Below are 18,202 nucleotides of genomic sequence, written 5' to 3' on the forward strand. Positions count from 1 at the left end.
GGGGGGGGAGGGGGGGGTGGGTGGCGGGCCGGGCGCCCGGGGGGGGGGGGCCCCCCCCGCCGGGGGGGGGGGGGGGGGGGGCCCCCCGGGGGGCGGGGGGGGGCCCCGGATCCGTGTTCGGCGGGGACGCGCCTCGTGGGATTACCCCCCGGGGGTACAGTGGAACGAGGGGGAGTTCGGTGCGGGGGGCGCCCTCGCGCCGGGCGGGAGGGGTCGGTGTGGTGGCCGAGGTTTGACAATCACATACCCCCTGGGGGTATATTGAGCCCTGTTGGAGCGGTTCGCCACGGAGACCGCCACACCACACACGCCACAGGAGGCGAAATGGCTGCCACCACCACCGCTGTTTACACGGTCGAGGGCATGACCTGCGGGCACTGCGTCAGCTCCGTCACCGAGGAGGTCGGCGGGGTCGGCGGGGTCACCGGCGTCAAGGTCGACCTCGACGACAAGAAGGTGACCGTCACCAGCGACGGTCCGGTCGACGACGCGGCGATCCGCGCCGCCATCGACGAGGCGGGTTACGAGGTGCGTGACTGACATGAACGTGACCGCGAAGCTCGGGCTCTACGCCCTGGGACTCGTGGCCGTGTTCGCCGCGGCGTTCGGGGTCGGCGGCCTGGCCGGCCCCGTTCTGCCGCAGGAGGCCCCCGGGCACGCGCCCAGCGCGGAGACCGGGGAGGAAGCCACCACGGGCGGACGGGACCACCCGGAGGACGCGTCGGACGGGCACGACGAGGAGCGCAGGGAGTCGGGGAGGGACCATGGGTAGCGGAGGAACCACGGCGGATCCGGTCGGCGCCGCGGCGGTCGAACTGGCCATCGGCGGCATGACCTGCGCCGCGTGCGCGAACCGGGTCGAGAAGCGGCTCAACCGGCTGGAGGGCGTCACCGCCACCGTCAACTTCGCCACCGAGAAGGCCCGGGTGTCCTTCGAGGGGGCGCCCACCCCCGTGGAGGACCTGGTCGCCCAGGTGGAGAAGGCGGGCTACACCGCCACCGTCCCCCGGCCCGACCCCGGACCCTCCGCGGCGGAGCCCGCCGACCCCGCCGCGGTCCTGTGGAACCGGGCCCTGGTCTCCCTCGTGCTCTCGGTGCCCGTCATCGCCATGGCGATGGTCCCCGCGCTCCAGTTCACGTACTGGCAGTGGGCCTCCCTCGCCCTGGCGGCGCCCGTCGTCGTCTGGGGGGCACTGCCCTTCCACGTGGCCGCGTGGAAGAACCTCAGGCTCGCCACCGCCACCATGGACACGCTGGTCTCCCTCGGCGTCTCCGCCGCGTTCCTGTGGTCGCTGTACGCGCTCTTCCTCGGCACCGCCGGGACACCGGGCATGACCCACCCGTTCGAGCTCACCATCGCGCGGACCGACGGCTCCGCCAACGTCTACCTGGAGGTCGCGGCCGGGGTCACGACCTTCATCCTCCTCGGCAAGTACTTCGAGGCGCGCTCCAAGCGGCGCGCCGGGGCCGCCCTGCGCTCCCTCCTCGAACTCGGGGCCAAGGAGGTCACCGTCCTGCGGGGCGAGGGGCCCTCCGCACGCGAGGAGCCGGTGCCCGTGGCGGAACTCGTCGTCGGCGACCGGTTCCTGGTCCGGCCCGGGGAGAAGATCGCCACCGACGGCACGGTCGAGGAGGGCACCTCCGCCGTCGACATGAGCATGCTCACCGGCGAGTCCGTCCCCGTGGAGGTCTCACCGGGCGCCGCCGTCGTCGGCGCGACCGTCAACGCCGGGGGCCGCCTCGTCGTGCGGGCCACCCGGGTCGGCTCCGACACCCAGCTCGCCCAGATGGCGCGGCTGGTGGAGGACGCCCAGAACGGCAAGGCGGCCGTCCAGCGCCTCGCCGACCGGGTCTCGGGGGTGTTCGTCCCGGTCGCCATCATGATCGCGGTCGCCGCGCTCGGCTTCTGGCTCGGCACGGGCGAACCCGCGAGCGCCGCCTTCACCGCGGCCGTCGCGGTCCTGATCATCGCCTGCCCCTGCGCCCTCGGCCTGGCCACGCCCATGGCCCTGATGGTGGGCACCGGACGCGGCGCCCAGCTCGGGATCCTCATCAAGGGCCCGGAGGTCCTGGAGAACACCCGCCGCGTGGACACCGTCGTCCTGGACAAGACCGGCACCGTCACCACGGGGCGGATGGCGCTGACCGGCGTGGCCGTCGCGGACGGCGAGGACGAGGAGGAGGTCCTGCGCCTGGCCGGGGCCCTGGAGAACGCCTCGGAGCACCCCGTCGCGAGGGCCGTCGCCGCCGGCGCGGCCTCCCGGGTGGGCGCGCTGCCCGCCCCCGAGGACTTCGCCAACGTCGAGGGGATGGGCGTGCAGGGGGTCGTGGACGGCCGCGCCGTCCTGGTCGGCCGCCCCGCGCTCCTGGAGGAGTGGTCCCAGGAGCTGCCCGCCGAGCTGACCCTGGCGCTGGAGGAGGCCAGGGGGGAGGGGCGCACGGCCGTCGCCGTCGGCTGGGACGGCCGCGCCCGCGGCGTGCTCGTGGTGGCCGACACCGTCAAGCCCACCAGCGCCGAGGCGGTCCGCCAGTTCCGCGAGCTCGGCCTCACGCCGATCCTGCTGACCGGGGACCACGAGGCGGTGGCCCGCTCGGTGGCCGCCGAGGTCGGCATCGAGGAGGTCTTCTCCGAGGTGATGCCGGAGGACAAGGTCGACGTCGTGACGCGCCTCCAGGCCGAGGGGCGCACCGTGGCCATGGTCGGCGACGGGGTCAACGACGCCGCCGCGCTCGCCCAGGCCGACCTGGGGCTGTCCATGGGCACCGGCACCGACGTGGCCATCGAGGCCAGCGACCTGACCCTGGTGCGCGGCGACCTGCGGGCGGCGGCGGACGCGGTCCGGCTCTCGCGCCGCACGCTCACCACCATCAAGGGCAACCTGTTCTGGGCCTTCGCCTACAACGCGGCGGCGCTGCCGCTGGCGGCGGCCGGGCTGCTCAACCCGATGCTCGCGGGGGCGGCGATGGCCGTGTCCAGCGTGTTCGTGGTGACCAACAGTCAGAGGCTGCGCAGGTTCCGGCCCCTGTCGGACCACATGGGGACCGCCGCCGACCGGTCCTGAGCAGGGGCGGCCGGGAGCCCCGTCCGGAGCAGCGGCTCCGGACGGGGCTCCGCCGTGTGCGCCGGGGCGACCCGCGCGGACCGTCCCTCCGCACGCGCGCGGAGGAGGGGTGACCTTCTCCATCTCCGCCCGCTCGACGACCCGTCCCTCCGCACGCGCGCGGAGGCGGGGGCCAAGCTGAGGATGAGAGGCAGGGGCTTATACGTCCCGGCGCACGCGCGCGGAGGCGGGGGAGGGAACGGCGTCGGCATCACGGCGGATGACCACCGCTGCCCGCCGTCGCACGGGGGATCCGCTCTCGCGTCCCCCGGGACGGGCCGCTAGGGTGTGCGCCCAGTGGCGCCGGCCGCGGGCCCCCGCACGCGCGGCCGCGGCGGTCCCGCCGTGCCCGACAGCTCCGAGGAGGCGCAGGACGGAACCCGGCCCCTAGCCGACCGACACCCCCGAGGTACCCGTGTCTTCTGGTTGTCCCCACGCCGCGCTGTACCGGAGCGAACCGCACCCCGACCCCTACGCCGTGTACGCCGGCATGCGGGCCGACCACGGTCCCGTGGTCCCGGTCGAACTCGAACCGGGTGTGCGCGGGTGGCTCGTGACGGACTACTCCACCCTCATCTCCTGGTCGCGGGACACCACCGCCTTCAGCCACGACCCCAGGCTGTGGCGGGACCTCGCCGAGGGCAGGGTCCGCCCGGACTCCCCGCTCCTGCCCGCGATGGCCCCGCGGTCCAACGCCCGGTTCGTGGACGGGACGGAGCACCAGCGCTACCGCGGGGCGATCACGGACGTCCTCGGGGGCGTCGGCGCGGAGCACCTCGGCCGGATCACCGCCGGGCACGCCGACCGGCTCGTCGACGGGTTCTGCGGGCGTGGCGCCGCGGACGTCCTCGACGAGTACGCCCGCCCGCTGCCCCTCCTCGTCCTGAACGACCTCTTCGGGTTCGACGGGGAGCAGGGCCTGCGCTTCGCCACCGCCATGCGCGACCTGCGGCTGGGCGCGGACGCCGAGGGGGCCGGCGCCGAGGCCGTCCGCGTCCTGTCCGAGGCGGTGTCCGACAAGCACCGCGCACCCGGCGACGACCTCACCTCCGGGCTGATCCGGCACCGTGCCGGGCTCAGCGACGAGGAGGTGGCCATGCAGCTCCTCCTCGTCGCCGCCGCGGCCGGCGAGCCGACCTCCGACCTCATCGGCGCGGCGGTCCGCGCGGTCCTGGCCGACCCCGCGGTCAGCGGGGACGACGCCGTCTCCCTCTCGGACGCCGCCCTCGGCGACCTCGTCGACCGCGTCCTGTGGGCGGACCCCCCGATCACCGCCCACCCGGCCGTCTACCCCCGCGTCGACATCCCCCTCGACGGGGGGCGGGTCATCGAGGCGGGGTCGCCGGTCCTCCTGGGCTTCGCCGCGGCGAACCACTTCTTCCTGCGGGAGAACGCCGAGCTGATGGAGGAGACCCCCAACCGCGCCCACCTCGCCTGGGGCGCCGGCCCGCACCGCTGCCCCGCCCGCGACGAGGCCGCGAGCATCGCGATCATCGCCACGCGCACCCTCCTGACCCGGCTCCCCGGGCTCCGGGCGGCGGTCCCGGCCGAGGACCTGCGCTGGCGCCTGGCCGGGCCGTCGTGGACCCCCGTCGAACTCCCCGTCCTCTTCACCCCGCAGCAGCCCTCGGCACCCGCGCCCGTGGAGGGAGACCCCGGGGGCCCGTCGCACCCGCCCCCGGAAACCTCCGCGCACGAGCGGCCCGCCTCCGGCGGATCGCCCCTGTCGTCCCTGTCGAGCTTCCTGGAGAGGTTGCGGCGCGGGTCGTGACCACGCACGCCGGGGCCGCCGAGTCCCCGGCCGACCCGCGGGTCCGGAAGGACAGGAGGCACGGGAGGGCGTTCAACGCCGGCGAGGTCCCGGCGGACCGGCCCCGGATCCCCTGGACCGCCGCCGAGGACAGGCCGGCCAGCGACGGCGAACAGCGCACCCGCCTGCGCGGGCCGGTCTCCCAGGGGTTCGCCCCGAGCCGGGTCGACCGCATGCGGGGGAGGGCGGTCGCGGTCACCGGCTCCCTGCCGGACGGGGTGGAGGCCCTCCCCGTGCGCCCCCGCTGAACGGTTTCCGGGTGTGACACTCCCGGTGATTCGGTCCCGCCGGATGGACGCCCCCAGGTGTTCCCGGCGGGATCGTCGCATTTCAGAGAGGTTCCACGGGCACTCGGCCGACACGGGACACAGACATGCCGCCCCGGGGAAGAGCGGCAGGAGTCGCCCCGGGCTCCTAGAATCGTGGCGTCCCCGGACCTTCCCCTCCGCGTCCCGGAACCCTCACACACCGCCTTCCCCCCACAGAGGAATCGCGCCTTGACGAACAGCTCGGAAGCCGACCCCGGCCGTGTCCTGGCCAACCGGTACCGCCTGGACGAGGTCATCGGAGCAGGCGGCATGGGGCGCGTCTGGCGGGGCACCGACACCCTCCTCGACCGCCCCGTCGCGGTCAAGGAACTGACCACTCCCCCCAACCTCCCCGCGCACGAGGTCGACGTGCTGCGCACCCGGATGCTCCGCGAGGCGCGCAGCGCGGCGCAGCTCAGCCACCCCTCGATCATCACCGTGTTCGACGTGGCGGAGGAGGACGGCCGCCCGTGGATCGTGATGGAACTCGTCCTGGGCCCCTCCCTGGGCGACCTCATCCGCTCCGACGGGGCACTGTCGGCGAAGAGGGTCGCCGACATCGGCGAGCAGATGGCGGCCGGGCTGGCCGAGGCGCACGCGCGGGGCATCGTGCACCGCGACATCAAGCCGGGCAACGTGCTCATCGCCGGCAACGACCGCGCGGTCCTGACCGACTTCGGCATCGCCCACCTGGACGGTTCCACCCACCTCACCAGCACCGGCCTGCTGATCGGGTCGCCGAGCTACCTGGCGCCGGAGATCGCGCACGGGCACTCCGCCACCCCGGCCTCGGACATGTGGGCCCTGGGCATCACCCTCTACCAGGCGTCCGAGGGCACGCTCCCGTTCGACCGGCCGACCCCCATGGCGACGCTGACCGCCATCGTCACCCAGGACCTGCCCGAGCCGGTCAACGCCGGGCCGCTGCGCCCGGTCCTGGAGGCGCTGTGCGAGAAGCGGCCCGAGGACCGGCCGTCCGTGAGCGAGGTCCGGACGTGGCTCCGCGAGATCCGCGACGCCTCCGACACCCCCGTCACGGCGGTGGCGCCGGCGCCGACCATGACGGGGCCCGCGGAGGCGCCGGCCGGGGCCGGGGCGCGGGCCGAGTCCGCCGCGCCGGCCCCCGCGCCGCCCGCGCCCCGTCCCTCCGGCGGCGGCTCCGGCCGTCGGCGGGGGCCCCTCCTGCTTCTCACCCTCGTGCTCGTCCTGCTGGTCGCGGGCGCGACCACCGGAGTCCTGGTGGCCGTGAACCGGGCCGGCGACCCCGGCGCCGGACTCGTCGGCGACTCCGATCAGGCCGCCGTCGAGCCGTCCGCGGAGGCCGGGGACGGAGCGTCGGAGGAGGAGGCCGAGCCCTCCGCGGACCCCGGTTCCGAACCGGAGTCCGGGTCGGAGGAGGCGGACACGGAGGAGGAGCAGGAGGACGAGGAGGACGACAGGTGGGACCACCTCGTCCGCCACGAGGACGAGAACGGTTTCGCCGTGGACGTCCCCGAGGACTGGGAGATCGAACGGTCGGGGGTCCAGGTCTACTTCCGCAACCCCGACGGCGGGTACCTGCTCGTGGAGTACACGGACAGCCCCAACCCCGACGCCGGTGACGACTGGCGCGCCGCCGAGCCCGGCGTGCGCGGCAACTTCTCCGGCTACGAACTCGTCGGCATCGAGGACGTCGACGCCGACTGGGCGGACGACTACGTCAGCGCGGCCGACTGGGAGTTCACCTTCGACGGCAGGAGCGGCCGGATGCACGCCGTCAACCGGGGCTTCCACACCGAGGACAGGGGCTACGCCCTGTTCCTCGTGGCCAGCAACGAGCACCCCGACCTCAACCGGGAGATGCTGGACCACATGGCGCAGACCTTCGACCCGGACGCCTGACCCGGCCGGGTCAGGCGCGCGGCGCGGGCCGGTAGACGAGTTCCTGGACGCGGCCGTCCAGCGTCCGGTGGTCGACCAGGTCGAGGTCGAAGTCGGCCGCGCCCCGGAAGAGCGGGGCCGTCCCGGTGCGGCCGGTGATCACGGGGAAGATCGTCACCTGGACGAAATCGACCAGGTCGGCGGCCATCAGGGAGCGGTTCACCGACAGGCTGCCGTGCGAGCGCAGCGGGACCGCGGACTCCTCCTTGAGCCGGGCGACGGCGTCGACGGCGCCGCCGCGGGCGACGGTCGCGTCGCCCGGCCAGTCGAGGGGTTCCTCCAGGGTGGTCGAGACCACGCTCAGGGGCAGGGCCCTCATCCGGGCGACCCAGGGGTCGCCCGCGCCGGGGTCCGGCCCCAGCATCCGCGCGAACTCCCGGTAGGTGGTCGCTCCGAGGACCATCCGCTGCTCCGCGCCGTACAGGGCGAGGCGGTGGCCGAGGAGCTCCGGGCCCTGCTTGCCCCAGTAGCCTCCCCAGTCGCCGTCCCCGCCGTAGGAGCCGAAGCCGTCGAGGCTGGAGAAGACGTCGAAGGTGTAGGTGGCGGTCATGGCGTTCTCCTCGGAAGGCGCGTGGTCGGGTGTTCACCGGTACGGACCCGGCGGCGCGGCGGAACTCATCGCCTCCGGGCTCCCCGGACCGGGCGCTCCGGCGCGCCCCCCGCGCGCCGCTCAGAACACCGAGCAGCCGGTGACGTCGGTGAAGGCCTCCAGCGCCAGGGCCGCCGTCACCGAGTTGCCCTTGGCGTCCAGCCCGGGCCCCCAGGCCGCCACCGTGCACCGCCCCGGGACGACCGCGAGGATGCCGCCCCCCACACCGCTCTTGCAGGGGATCCCGACGCGGTAGGCGAACTCCCCGGCGGCGTCGTACGTGCCGCAGGTCAGCATCACCGCCAGGATCCGGCGTGTGTCCGAGACGCTGAGCAGCTCCGAGCCGTCCGCCCGCCGGCCGCGCCGGGCCAGGAACAGGCCGGCCCTGGCCAGCTCCTCGCAGCTGACGGTGATGGAGCACTGCCGGAAGTAGTGGTCCAGCACCTCAGGAACCGGGTTCCGGATGTTGCCGAAGCTCGCCATGAGGTAGGCCAGCGCGCGGTTGCGGTCGCCGCTCCTGGACTCGGACTCCGCGACCAGGTTGTCCGTGTGCAGGTCGGGGTCGCCGGTCTCCTCGCACAGCAGCCTCCGCAGCTCCCCGACCGCGTCCCCGGTGTCGGACAGGAGCTGGTCGGTGACGATGAGCGCCCCCGGGTTGATCATGGGGTTGCGCGGGACGCCGTTCTCGAACTCCAGCTGGTGGAGGGAGTTGAAGGCGTTGCCGGACGGCTCCCGGTGCACCCGCTTCCACACGTCGGACCCCGCGTGGCCCCGCATGACCAGGGCCAGGGTGAACACCTTGGTGATGCTCTGCATGGAGAAGCGGGTGCGAGCCTGGTCGCCGGTGCTGTACATGCCGCCGTCCACGGTGGCGATCGAGAACCCGAACTCGTCCGGGTCCACGTCGGCCAGCTCGGGGATGTAGTCGGCGACCCGCCCCTCGCCGATGTGGCTCCGGACCCGTTCCATGACGGCGTCGAGCACGCCGGGGTAGTAGTCGCTGTCGTCCACCTGGTCCTCCCTTCCCGTGGAGCGGTCCTCGCGGGGGGTCCCCGTGACGGCCCTGCCCGACGGGGGACGGCGTAATCCGCTCCGGGACCGTTGGGAACGCCGCGCCGACGCCGACGGCCGTGGTGGACCCCGGCGCCGCCGCGGCCGGGCGCCCGACGGCGCCGTTCACCGGCTCCCCCGCCCGCCGGTGCCCGGGTCGCCGGACCTGGCGCCGTGGTTGAAGCCCCCCGCCTCGTCCTGGGTGAGCGGCGGGGCGGGAGGGTGGGAGCGCAGGTGGTCGATGCTGCGTTCCAGGTCGTCCAGGAGCAGGTCGGACATGTCGTGGCTGAAGCCGTGCCGGACCAGGGCGCGCTGGACGACCTCCTCCTGGCGTTCGGCCGGCAGCGGGTAGGCGGGCACGAGCCACCCCCGGGTGCGGAGCCGGTCGGCCAGGTCGTAGAGGGTGAAGGGCTCGTCGCCGACCATCCGCCAGGCCACGGCGCTGATGCCCCGGTCCGGATCGCCGCCGTGGACGATCTCGAACGGGCCCATCGAGGCGATGCGTCCGGCCAGGTGCCGGGCGGTCTCGTACTTCGCGGCGTGGATCCGCCGGTAGCCCTCGCGGCCGAGGCGGACGAAGTCGTAGTACTGGGCGATGACCTGACCGCCGGGCCGGGAGAAGTTCAGGTTGAAGGTGGCTTCGTCCCCGCCCAGGTAGTTGACCTGGAAGACGAGGTCCCGGGGGAGGTCCGCGGCCGAGCGCCACACCACCCAGCCGGAGCCGAGCGGGGCCAGGCCGCCCTTGTGGCCGGAGGCGTTGATCGAGCGGACCCGCGGCAGGCGGAAATCCCAGAGCAGGTCGGGGCTGACGAAGGGGGCGAGGAAACCGCCGCTGGCCCCGTCGACGTGGAGCCGGATGTCGTGGCCGGTGCGCTGCTCGAAGCGGTCCAGCGCCTCGGAGATCCCATGGACGTCCTCGAACAGCCCCGTGAAGGTCTGCCCGAAGTTGCAGACCACCATGATGGTGTTCTCGTCGCAGTACCGGTCGACGTCGTCCGGCGTCATGACGTACTCGTCCCCGTGCAGCGGGACCCGGCGGATCTCCACGTCGAAGTACCGGGCGAACTTCTCCCAGCACACCTGGACGGGGCCGCAGACGAAGTTGGGGCGGTCGGTGCTCCTGCCCCCGGCCCTCCTGCGCTCGCGCCAGGCGAACTTGGCGGCGAGCCCGCCGAGCATGGCGGCCTCGCTGGAGCCGGTGGTGGAGGTCCCGACGGTCGCCGCGGGGTCGGGTGAGTGCCACAGGTCCGCGAGCATGCGCACGCAGCGCCTCTCCAGCTCCGCGGTCTGCGGGTACTCGTCCTTGTCGATCATGTTCTTGTCGAGCGCCTCGTCCATGAGCCGGTGCACCTCGGGCTCGGACCAGGTGGTGCAGAAGGTGGCGAGGTTCATCCGCGAGACCCCGTCGAGCATCAGTTCGTCGTGGACCAGCTGGTAGGCCGCACGCGCCTCGGTCCCCCGGGCGGGAAAGCCCGACTTGGGCGCGCCGTGGCGCATCAGGCGCTCGGCGTAGACGTCGTCGGTGGTCGCGTCCCCGTGCCCGCTCATCGGAAGCCCCCGCGCTCAGAGTGGATGAACCGTCACGGAGAGTATCCGCGCTGGAGCGTGTCCGGACCGGAAGGCCGCGCCCGGGGGAGGCGTGTCCCCGGGCTCAGCCGCCGTCGAGGAGCTGCGCGTCGTGGACCAGGAGCGCGACCTGTACCCGGTTGTTCAGCCCCAGCTTGGTCAGGATGCTCGACACGTGCGTCTTGACCGTCGGCACGCTGAGGAAGAGGCGCGAGGCGATGTCGGCGTTGGACCGGCCCTCGCCGACCGCCACCGCCACCTCCAGCTCACGGCCGTTCAGCGCCGCCAGCCGCTCGCGCGCCCGGCCCGCCCGTGCCCCGTGGTCGCCCGCGCCCACCCGGTCGACCAGGCGCCGCGTCACGGCGGGGGAGAGCACCGACATGCCCCGCGAGACCTGCCGCACCGACTCCACGATCTCCGCCGGAGGGGTGTCCTTGAGCAGGAACCCGGCCGCGCCCGCCCGCAGCGCGCGCAGCACGTGCTCGTCGGCGTCGAACGTGGTCAGCACCAGCACCTCGGGCGGGTCCTCCAGGGAGCGCAGCCGCTCCGTCGCGGTCAGGCCGTCCACCGTCGGCATGCGGATGTCCATCAGGACCACGTCGGGGGAGTACCGCTCGACCAGTCCGACGACCGACCCGCCGTCCTCGGCCTCGGCCAGCACCCGGATGTCGGGCGCGCCGCCCATCATCATCACCAGGCCGACCCGGACCAGCGCGTCGTCGTCGACGATCACCACCCCGATCTCCCTGGCTCCCCGCTCTGTTCGACTCATACGGGCCACGGTAGCCAGGCGGACAGGCGCCAGCCACCACCGGCGGCCGGCCCGTGCTCCAGGCGCCCCGACGCGAGGGAGACCCGCTCCGCCAGGCCGACCAGGCCCTGGCCCGAGCCCCCGCCGGGGTTCGGGGGAGGCGGCTCGGGGGAGGGGCCGTTGAGCACCTCCACCACGAGGCCCTCGCCGGGGGCGCCCCTCACCCGTACCCGGGTGTCGGCGCCGGGGGAGTGCTTGCGCACGTTCGTCAGGCCCTCCTGGACGATCCTGTAGGCGGTGCGGCCGGTCCGCTCCGGGACCGTCCCCGTGTACTCCTCCGCGAACTCCACGCGGGCGCCGACCTCGTCGGCCTCCTCCACGAGCTGCTGGAGGTCGGCCATGGTCGGCTGGGGGAGCTCCCCGACGGGCGCGCGCAGGACGCCGATCACCTCCCGCAGGTCCTGGAGGGCCTGGTGGGCGCTCTCCCGGATCACCTTCGCCGAGCGCGCGACCTCCTCGGACGGGGCGTCGGGCCGGTACTCCAGGGCTCCTGCGTGCACGCTGAGCAGCGACAGCCGGTGTCCGAGCACGTCGTGGATCTCCCGGGCCATCGCCTCCCTGACCTGGTGCTGGGCGTGCTCGGCCCGCAGCTGGGCCTCGGTCTCCGCGTGCACGGCCCGGTCGCGCAGAGACTCGACGAGCTCGCGCCGGTGGTGGACGGTCAGCCCCCAGCCGATGACGGCGCCCTGGATGGCCACGCTCAGCAGCACGGTGACCAGCATCGGCAGGTGCGGGTCCGGCCACAGGACCGCGTGCAGGTAGGCGGTGGCCGCGCCCACCCCGAACACGACCAGGCTCGTGCGCGGCGACCGGTGCACGGCCAGGGAGAACAGCGCGATGAGCATCGCGCCCATGGCCAGGGGGAAGACCACGGCGACCAGCACCAGGGCGACGGCGAGCTGGACCGGCCAGCGGCGGCGCCACCAGAGGGACAGGCAGGCCAGGAAGGCGGCCAGGCGCCCCGCGCCCTCGAACCAGGCGGACGGCGGCCCCGGGGGCACCAGCTCCGGGCCGAACTCGACGCCGGGGGGAGAGGTCCCGGGCAGTTCGAGGGAGGTCATCACCGCGTAGGCGAGGGCGAGCAGGAACATGGACAGGTCCACGATCCAGTCACGCGCACTGCACCGCTGCGCACCGGTCACCGTGGAAGCGTTCATCGCTGCGAAGTCTACGTTCGGCGCCCGGCCCCGGGCAGGCGCCCGGCGGGACGCCCTACCGATGGCGGCCAGGTCCATACTTTGGTCGTCGGGGCAGGTGGCGGGGCGCGGCCGGCCGGTCCGGGCAGGTCCGGCGCAGGGGCGCCCACGGCCCGGGGCCGACCCCGGGCGGGGCCGGCCGGGCCCGCCCGCGTGTCCCTCCCCGCCCCTGGGCGCGCCCGAAATCGCGGCCCCGTTGGCGGTTCGTGTCCGGTCGGCCGCGCGCCCTCGGTACGGTGGTTCCAATGAGCACACTGGTCACCGGAGCCACCGGAATGGTGGGCCGTCGCGTCCTCACCGAGCTGACGCGGCGCGGGCTGCCCGCGACGGGGGCGTCCCGTTCCTCTCAGACGCGCCTGGACTGGACCGACACCTCCAACTGGGACGACGTCCTCAAGGGCGTGAGCAGCATCTTCGTGGTGACGCCGGTCGGCAGCGCCTTGGGGAACCGGGTCGCCGGGTTCCTGGAGAAGGCGGCCGACGCCGGGGTCGGGAGGGCGGTGGTCATGTCCGCCATGGGCACCGAGCACGCCCCCTCCGACTCGGACCAGCGCGCCGCCGAACTGCGGGCCAAGGACCTGTTCCACACGTGGACCGTCCTGCGGCCCAACTGGCTGTTCCAGGACTTCACGGAGGGCACGTTCGCGAGCCTGGCGCGCTCCCGCAACGGCCGCCTCGAACTCCCCGTCAAGCGCCGGACCGCGGTCAGCTTCGTGGACGCCCGCGACGTCGCGGACACCGCCGTCGCCGCCCTGCTGGGCGACCACCGGGGTCGGGAGTACACGCTGACGGGCCCGCAGGCCCTCACCTTCCGCGAGGTGGTCAAGCGGACGAAGGGCACCGAGAGCCCCGTGTGGCGGTTCAAGACCGTGGACGAGGCGGGCTTCTACTTCCGCGCCACCAACCGCGGCTGGGGCGAGAGGTACATCGACACGCTCAACGAGCGCTTCGCCGCCGCCGTCTCGGGCCGGGCCGCCGAGGTCACCGAGGGGGTGCGCGCGGCCCTGAACCGCGACCCCATCCCGCTGGCCCGCTTCATGCGGGAGTCCGTGCTCTGACCCCGGCCGGGGCGCCGTGGGGGGACGTCCGCGCCGGGCGCGGACGTCCCTTCCCGAGGGGCGGTCGCCCGCGCGAGAGGCCCCGTAGAGGTGGGCCGGTCGATAGGATTCCGGCGTGTCCGGGACAGATCATGCGCAGGAGTTCGCGGGGGCCGCGGGGCGTCACTTCGACGACGCGGAACTGCTCCGATCCAACGGTCGGCTTCCCAACGCCGACTACCACTACGGTTTCGCGGTGGAGTGTGCTCTCAAGAGCCTCCTGCTCAGATACCTCGGAGCGACGATGAACAACAACAAGCCCGTCCACGGTTCGGACAAGCTGGGTCACCTGCCCGGTGTCTGGAAGGATGCCGCCGTGCACGCCCGTGGTCGTTCCGCGACCAGACTCGTCTCGGCGATGGGCGCGACCAATCCCTTCGCCGGATACCGCGTGGAGCATCGCTATCGTGGCAATCCACAGGTGGATGCTGAGGTCCTCACCGAGCGCAGGAATGCTGCGCATAGGTTGCTCACACTCCACCAACAGGCTCTCGTGGTCGGAGGACTGCGGTGAATCCCCATGTCGTCCGTTTCGACGAAGCCGCTCCGCGTGCTCGTGCGACAGCCCAGGCAATCGCTGAAACCGCTGTCACGGTCGTGGTGGTCCGTGACTTCGTGGGCCGGTTCACGCTGCTGCTCGACGATCGCGGTGCGGCGCAGGACCCCGAACAGGTGGAGGGGTGGCGAACACGGCTCCGGCAGGATCTCGGCAACTACGCCTCCGAGGACCCGCTGCTTCTGGCGTCGGACCTTTTCGCGCCGGAGTCCCTTCTGGAGTCCCCGCGCCGGATCCTCTCGTCGGCCTCCTCCGACAGCGCGGGGGACGTGTATCTCCTGGACAACACGGTCGTGGGTGAGGAATGGTCCAAGGTCACGACCCCTTCGGCCGATACGGGGTCGGATGGCGGGCGTACCGCGCGCACGACCCTGTACGGCTTCAAGGGAGGTGTGGGACGGTCCACCGCGACCTATCTGCTCGGCAGGCACCTCGCGGGCCAGGGGCGCTGTGTGCTCATCGTCGACCTGGACCTCGAATCCCCCGGGGCCGGACCGCTGCTGTTGGACGAGGACCACCTCCCGGCCTTCGGCGTGGTGGACCATCTCGTGGAGGCTGCGGTCGGTAACGCCGACGACCTGGATCTCGTGGTCCGGGCCTCACACCTGTCCGTGGAGGGCAACGGGGAACTCTGGGTCGCCCCCGCACGAGGAGGTGGATTCAGGGGTCCTCAAGCCGCCCCTTACTCCTACGTGGACAAACTCAACCGGGTCTACGCGGACGTCCCCGGAGCGGGGGAGGAACCCCTGAGCTTCGCCGACCGCCTCGAGGGGGCGGTGGCCGCCTGCGAACGACGGGTGGCGGGACTCAGCAGGCGGCCGGACGTCGTCCTGCTCGACAGCAGGGCGGGCATCCACGACATCGCCGCCGTGGCGATCTCCCGGCTGTGTGACTACGCCCTGCTCTTCGGAGCGGACAACGGACAGACCTGGCGGGGTTACAAGGACCTGTTCCAGGAATGGCAGGACTCGGGCCAGGCACAGAAGATCAGGGAGAAACTCAGGGTCGTCGCCTCCATGGTCCCGGCCAACAGGCGCGGCGAGTACCTGGAGTCCTTCAGGGACCATGCGATGGATACCTTCTCCCTGCTTTACGACGACGTGCCTGCTAGACGCGAGGGCGAAGCGTTCGATGCGGACTTGGAGGCTTTCAACCCTGTTCTGGAGGACGAGACCGCCCCCCACGCCCCGATCCCCATCCTTTTCACCGCTGACCTGGTCGGGCTCGACAGCGCACGGACGCCCGGCTGGTGCGACCAGCCCTTCGTTCAAGCGGCCTACGGAGAGTTCCTGCGGTTTGCCGGTCGACTCGTAGTGAACGAGGACACACCATGAGCCGAGGAATGAGCCCCATCGACCTGCGCGCGCTGTTGGACGAGTCGCTGCCCCTCGCGACAGACGCCGATACGGAGACGCCGAGCCCCCATTCTCTCTTCACACCGACCAACCACCGCCTTGCCCTGGACCCCGAGGTGACCGTGGTCCGGGGCGGACGCGGGGTCGGCAAGACCTTCTGGTTCCGCTCCTTGCTCGACGACGATCTTCGCCGAATAGCGGCGGAGGAGTACGAGATCGGTCGCTTGACGAGGATCTCCGCCACCGCGGGATACGGAGCTGCGCTGAAGCCGAAGCTCTATCCCGGACCTTCTGCCATGCACCAGCTCCTGGAATCGGGTGCTCATCCGGCCGACCTGTGGAACAGCGTGCTGCTCGTGGCCCTCGACGTGCCCGAACTTCGCGAGCTCCCGACGTGGGAGGAGCGCGTCCAATGGACCCGCGAGAACCCCGACGCCCGCGACGCCGCGGTCGCACATGCGGACGAGGCGGCGAGGAAAGACGGCGTGACCCGCCTTGTGCTCTTCGACGCGCTGGACCACCTGCACCGGGAACGCGCGCAGGCGGACCGGCTCGTGAGCGGTCTGTTGCGGCTGGCGTTGGAGATGCGGCTGAGCACAAGAAACCTGCGCTTCAAGGTGTTCATCCGTCCGGACATGTTCGAGAGCGGCGGCAGACATTTCCCCGACGCCTCGAAGCTCAGCACCAACGCGGCCGACCTGACCTGGTCGACGACCAATCTCTACGGTCTGTTCTTCCACTACTTGGGGAACCGGGGATCGGCGGATCGGTCAGCCGACTTCCGGGCCCAGCGTGCCGGCTGGCGCAACGAGACGGCAGACCGGTACCTGCCTCCTGCTGGACTCCTGGTGGACGCGGAGATCCAGAAGGGGGAGTTCACCAGGATCGCCGGGCCCTACATGGGAGCGAACTTCCGCAAGGGGCACACCTACACCTGGCTTCCGAACCATCTGATGGACGGCACTGAACAGGTGAGTCCGCGGAGTTTCCTCAGCGCGCTGCGCAGAGCCGTGAACGTCACCAACGACGAGTACGCGAACCACGACCACGCCGTGCACTACGAGGGCATCCGGCAAGGGGTACAGGCGGCCTCGCAGACACGGGTCCTGGAGATCAGGGAGGACCTCCCCTGGGTGCGGACCGCTGTTGCGCCTCTGGAAGGGCAGCAGGTCCCCATCGAGCAGTCCGACGTGATCGCGCACTGGGAGGCCGGGGAGCTCTCGCAGAAGCTGGAACGGGAGGCCCGGCGCGGCGATGTCGATGACAAGAGGGTCCGTACGGGTCCGCGCAACCCCGACGACTATCCGGACCTGATCGGTGAGCTCATCGAACTCGGTGTCATGCGCAGGCGCAAGGACGGTCGGCTGGACCTTCCGGACGTGTACCGGATCGCCTTCTCCATCGGCCGCAAGGGTGGGGTGCCCAAGGTCAAGGCGCCGTAGGGCCCTTTGCCGGCGGGACGGCGCGCCCCCGGCCACGCGCGTTCGACGACCGGTTCCGCTGCGGGCGGCCGAACGGGGCACGGACGGAGCGGACCCCCGGGAACGCGGTGACCGGGGGTCCGCCGCCGTCACCCCACGGCCGGGCCGTGAAGGCGCGAACCGAGGCCTGCGGCCTACTTCTTGAGGAGCTGGCGGGCCATGACCATGCGCTGGATCTGGTTGGTGCCCTCGTAGATCTGGGTGATCTTGGCGTCGCGCATCATGCGCTCCAGCGGGAAGTCCTTGACGTAGCCCGCGCCGCCGAGCAGCTGCACCGCGTCGGTGGTGATCTCCATGGCGGCGTCGGAGGCGTAGCACTTGGCGGCGGCGCCGTAGAAGGCCAGGTCGTCGTCGCCGCGCTCGGACTTGGCGGCGGCCACGTAGACCATCTGTCGGGCGGTCTCCAGCTTCATCGCCATGTCGGCGAGCATGAACTGGATCCCCTGGAAGTCCGCGATCGCCTTGCCGAACTGCTTGCGCTCCTTGACGTAGGCCACGGCGTGGTCCAGGGCGCCCTGGGCGATGCCGACGGCCTGCGCGCCGATGGTGACGCGGGTGTGGTCCAGGGTGCGCAGGGCGATCTTGAGGCCCTCGCCCGGGGCGCCGACGATGCGGTCGCCGGGGATGCGCACGCTGTCGAAGAACAGCTCGCGGGTGGGGGAGCCCTTGATGCCGAGCTTGCGCTCGGGCTCGCCCAGGGTGAAGCCCTCGTCGTCGGCGTGGAGCACGAACGCCGAGATGTTGCGGCCGCGGGCGCCCTCGGGGTCGGTCACGGCGAGGACCGTGTAGTACTCGCTGACGCCGGCGTTGGTGATCCAGGACTTCTGTCCGTTGAGGATCCAGTCGTCGCCGTCGGCCACGGCCTGGCTGCGCATGCTCGCGGTGTCGGAGCCGGCCTCGCGCTCGGACAGGCCGTAGGAGAACATCGCCTCGCCGCGGGCCACCTCGGGCAGGTACCGCTGCTTGACGTCCTCGGAGGCGCCCAGGATCAGCGGCATGGTGCCGAGCTTGTTGACGGCGGGGATGAGGGAGGAGGAGGCGCATACGCGGGCGACCTCCTCGATGACGATGCAGGTGGCCAGGGCGTCGGCGCCGACGCCGTCGTACCGCTCGGCGATGTGCGGTGCGTGGAAGTCGGTGGCCACCAGGGCCTCCAGGGCGTCCTGCGGGAAGGCGCTCCTCTCGTCGACCTCGGCCGCGTGGGGCGCGATCTTGTCCTCGGCGACGGCGCGCACGGCCGCGCGCAGCTCCTCGTGCTCCTCGGTGGTCTTGAACAGGTCGAAGTCACTCATCCGATTCCCTTCCCCGGCACCGCGTGCCTTTCTGTGGCATCCGGTGCCAGAATAGGGGGTGGAAAGGGCG

Annotated in this window: 16 protein-coding genes; 10 read left to right on the forward strand and 6 right to left on the reverse strand. The window is 72.6% G+C overall.

Annotated elements, in window-relative coordinates:
* Positions 1 to 324: 324 nt before the first annotated feature.
* The 6 genes from ACIRPH_RS20820 (at position 325) to ACIRPH_RS20845 (ending at position 7,100) form a co-directional block, all read left to right on the forward strand.
* The gene (locus ACIRPH_RS20820; protein ID WP_402916694.1) at positions 325 to 540 is read left to right on the forward strand and encodes a heavy-metal-associated domain-containing protein; all 216 of its coding nucleotides are present in this window, start codon (positions 325 to 327) and stop codon (positions 538 to 540) included.
* Between the two features lies 1 nt (position 541).
* On the forward strand, positions 542 to 772 hold the full coding sequence (locus ACIRPH_RS20825) for a hypothetical protein (protein WP_402916695.1): 231 nt from the start codon (positions 542 to 544) through the stop codon (positions 770 to 772).
* Positions 765 to 3,062 carry a heavy metal translocating P-type ATPase gene (locus tag ACIRPH_RS20830; protein ID WP_402916696.1) on the forward strand — a complete coding sequence of 766 codons (2,298 nt, stop codon included), beginning with the start codon at positions 765 to 767 and terminating at the stop codon, positions 3,060 to 3,062. The genes ACIRPH_RS20825 and ACIRPH_RS20830 overlap by 8 nt, the downstream gene beginning before the upstream one ends.
* A gap of 517 nt (positions 3,063 to 3,579) precedes the next feature.
* On the forward strand, positions 3,580 to 4,872 hold the full coding sequence (locus ACIRPH_RS20835) for a cytochrome P450 (RefSeq protein WP_402916927.1): 1,293 nt from the start codon (positions 3,580 to 3,582) through the stop codon (positions 4,870 to 4,872).
* Positions 4,869 to 5,159 carry a hypothetical protein gene (locus ACIRPH_RS20840; protein ID WP_402916697.1) on the forward strand — a complete coding sequence of 97 codons (291 nt, stop codon included), beginning with the start codon at positions 4,869 to 4,871 and terminating at the stop codon, positions 5,157 to 5,159. The genes ACIRPH_RS20835 and ACIRPH_RS20840 overlap by 4 nt, the downstream gene beginning before the upstream one ends.
* Before the next feature lie 249 nt (positions 5,160 to 5,408).
* Positions 5,409 to 7,100 (forward strand): serine/threonine-protein kinase, encoded by a 1,692-nt coding sequence (locus ACIRPH_RS20845; protein ID WP_402916698.1) that lies wholly within the window; start codon positions 5,409 to 5,411, stop codon positions 7,098 to 7,100.
* Between the two features lie 10 nt (positions 7,101 to 7,110).
* On the opposite strand, the gene ACIRPH_RS20850 is transcribed toward ACIRPH_RS20845, so the two are convergent.
* From ACIRPH_RS20850 to ACIRPH_RS20870, 5 genes are all read right to left on the reverse strand, one after another.
* On the reverse strand, positions 7,111 to 7,689 hold the full coding sequence (locus ACIRPH_RS20850; RefSeq protein ID WP_402916699.1) for a dihydrofolate reductase family protein: 579 nt from the start codon (positions 7,687 to 7,689) through the stop codon (positions 7,111 to 7,113).
* Positions 7,690 to 7,809: 120 nt separating this feature from the next.
* Entirely contained in the window at positions 7,810 to 8,739 is a 930-nt protein-coding gene (locus ACIRPH_RS20855) for a glutaminase (protein ID WP_402916700.1), read from the reverse strand.
* 165 nt (positions 8,740 to 8,904) lie between these two features.
* Entirely contained in the window at positions 8,905 to 10,326 is a 1,422-nt protein-coding gene (locus tag ACIRPH_RS20860; protein WP_402916702.1) for a glutamate decarboxylase, read from the reverse strand.
* Positions 10,327 to 10,429: 103 nt separating this feature from the next.
* Positions 10,430 to 11,116 (reverse strand): response regulator, encoded by a 687-nt coding sequence (locus ACIRPH_RS20865; RefSeq protein ID WP_402916703.1) that lies wholly within the window; start codon positions 11,114 to 11,116, stop codon positions 10,430 to 10,432.
* The gene (locus tag ACIRPH_RS20870) at positions 11,113 to 12,312 is read right to left on the reverse strand and encodes a sensor histidine kinase (RefSeq protein WP_402916704.1); all 1,200 of its coding nucleotides are present in this window, start codon (positions 12,310 to 12,312) and stop codon (positions 11,113 to 11,115) included. The genes ACIRPH_RS20865 and ACIRPH_RS20870 overlap by 4 nt, the downstream gene beginning before the upstream one ends.
* Before the next feature lie 284 nt (positions 12,313 to 12,596).
* On the opposite strand from ACIRPH_RS20870, the gene ACIRPH_RS20875 reads away from it, so the two are divergent.
* From ACIRPH_RS20875 to ACIRPH_RS20890, 4 genes are all read left to right on the forward strand, one after another.
* Complete coding sequence (locus ACIRPH_RS20875) at positions 12,597 to 13,409, forward strand: NAD(P)H-binding protein (protein WP_402916705.1); 813 nt, start codon at positions 12,597 to 12,599, stop codon at positions 13,407 to 13,409.
* Between the two features lie 115 nt (positions 13,410 to 13,524).
* Positions 13,525 to 13,962, forward strand: coding sequence for a hypothetical protein (locus ACIRPH_RS20880; protein WP_402916706.1), 438 nt, complete (start codon positions 13,525 to 13,527; stop codon positions 13,960 to 13,962).
* Positions 13,959 to 15,338, forward strand: coding sequence for a KGGVGR-motif variant AAA ATPase (locus ACIRPH_RS20885; RefSeq protein ID WP_402916707.1), 1,380 nt, complete (start codon positions 13,959 to 13,961; stop codon positions 15,336 to 15,338). Before ACIRPH_RS20880 ends, ACIRPH_RS20885 begins: the two co-directional genes overlap by 4 nt.
* Positions 15,335 to 16,801 (forward strand): hypothetical protein, encoded by a 1,467-nt coding sequence (locus ACIRPH_RS20890; protein WP_402916709.1) that lies wholly within the window; start codon positions 15,335 to 15,337, stop codon positions 16,799 to 16,801. The genes ACIRPH_RS20885 and ACIRPH_RS20890 overlap by 4 nt, the downstream gene beginning before the upstream one ends.
* Positions 16,802 to 16,974: 173 nt before the next feature.
* Here the strand turns inward: ACIRPH_RS20890 and ACIRPH_RS20895 are convergent, their stop codons facing one another.
* The gene (locus ACIRPH_RS20895; protein ID WP_402916711.1) at positions 16,975 to 18,132 is read right to left on the reverse strand and encodes an acyl-CoA dehydrogenase family protein; all 1,158 of its coding nucleotides are present in this window, start codon (positions 18,130 to 18,132) and stop codon (positions 16,975 to 16,977) included.
* Positions 18,133 to 18,202: the final 70 nt, after the last annotated feature.

Source organism: Nocardiopsis sp. NPDC101807 (assembly GCF_044766605.1).
In the GTDB taxonomy this organism is placed as follows: domain Bacteria; phylum Actinomycetota; class Actinomycetes; order Streptosporangiales; family Streptosporangiaceae; genus Nocardiopsis; species Nocardiopsis tropica.

Coding starts and splice junctions, on each gene's coding strand:
- ACIRPH_RS20865 (WP_402916703.1), bottom strand. CDS start 11,116: ATGAGTCGAACAGAGCGGGGAGCCAGGGAGATCGGGGTGGTGATCGTC.
- ACIRPH_RS20860 (WP_402916702.1), bottom strand. CDS start 10,326: ATGAGCGGGCACGGGGACGCGACCACCGACGACGTCTACGCCGAGCGC.
- ACIRPH_RS20850 (WP_402916699.1), bottom strand. CDS start 7,689: ATGACCGCCACCTACACCTTCGACGTCTTCTCCAGCCTCGACGGCTTC.
- ACIRPH_RS20890 (WP_402916709.1), top strand. CDS start 15,335: ATGAGCCGAGGAATGAGCCCCATCGACCTGCGCGCGCTGTTGGACGAG.
- ACIRPH_RS20820 (WP_402916694.1), top strand. CDS start 325: ATGGCTGCCACCACCACCGCTGTTTACACGGTCGAGGGCATGACCTGC.
- ACIRPH_RS20875 (WP_402916705.1), top strand. CDS start 12,597: ATGAGCACACTGGTCACCGGAGCCACCGGAATGGTGGGCCGTCGCGTC.
- ACIRPH_RS20830 (WP_402916696.1), top strand. CDS start 765: ATGGGTAGCGGAGGAACCACGGCGGATCCGGTCGGCGCCGCGGCGGTC.
- ACIRPH_RS20870 (WP_402916704.1), bottom strand. CDS start 12,312: ATGAACGCTTCCACGGTGACCGGTGCGCAGCGGTGCAGTGCGCGTGAC.
- ACIRPH_RS20895 (WP_402916711.1), bottom strand. CDS start 18,132: ATGAGTGACTTCGACCTGTTCAAGACCACCGAGGAGCACGAGGAGCTG.
- ACIRPH_RS20825 (WP_402916695.1), top strand. CDS start 542: ATGAACGTGACCGCGAAGCTCGGGCTCTACGCCCTGGGACTCGTGGCC.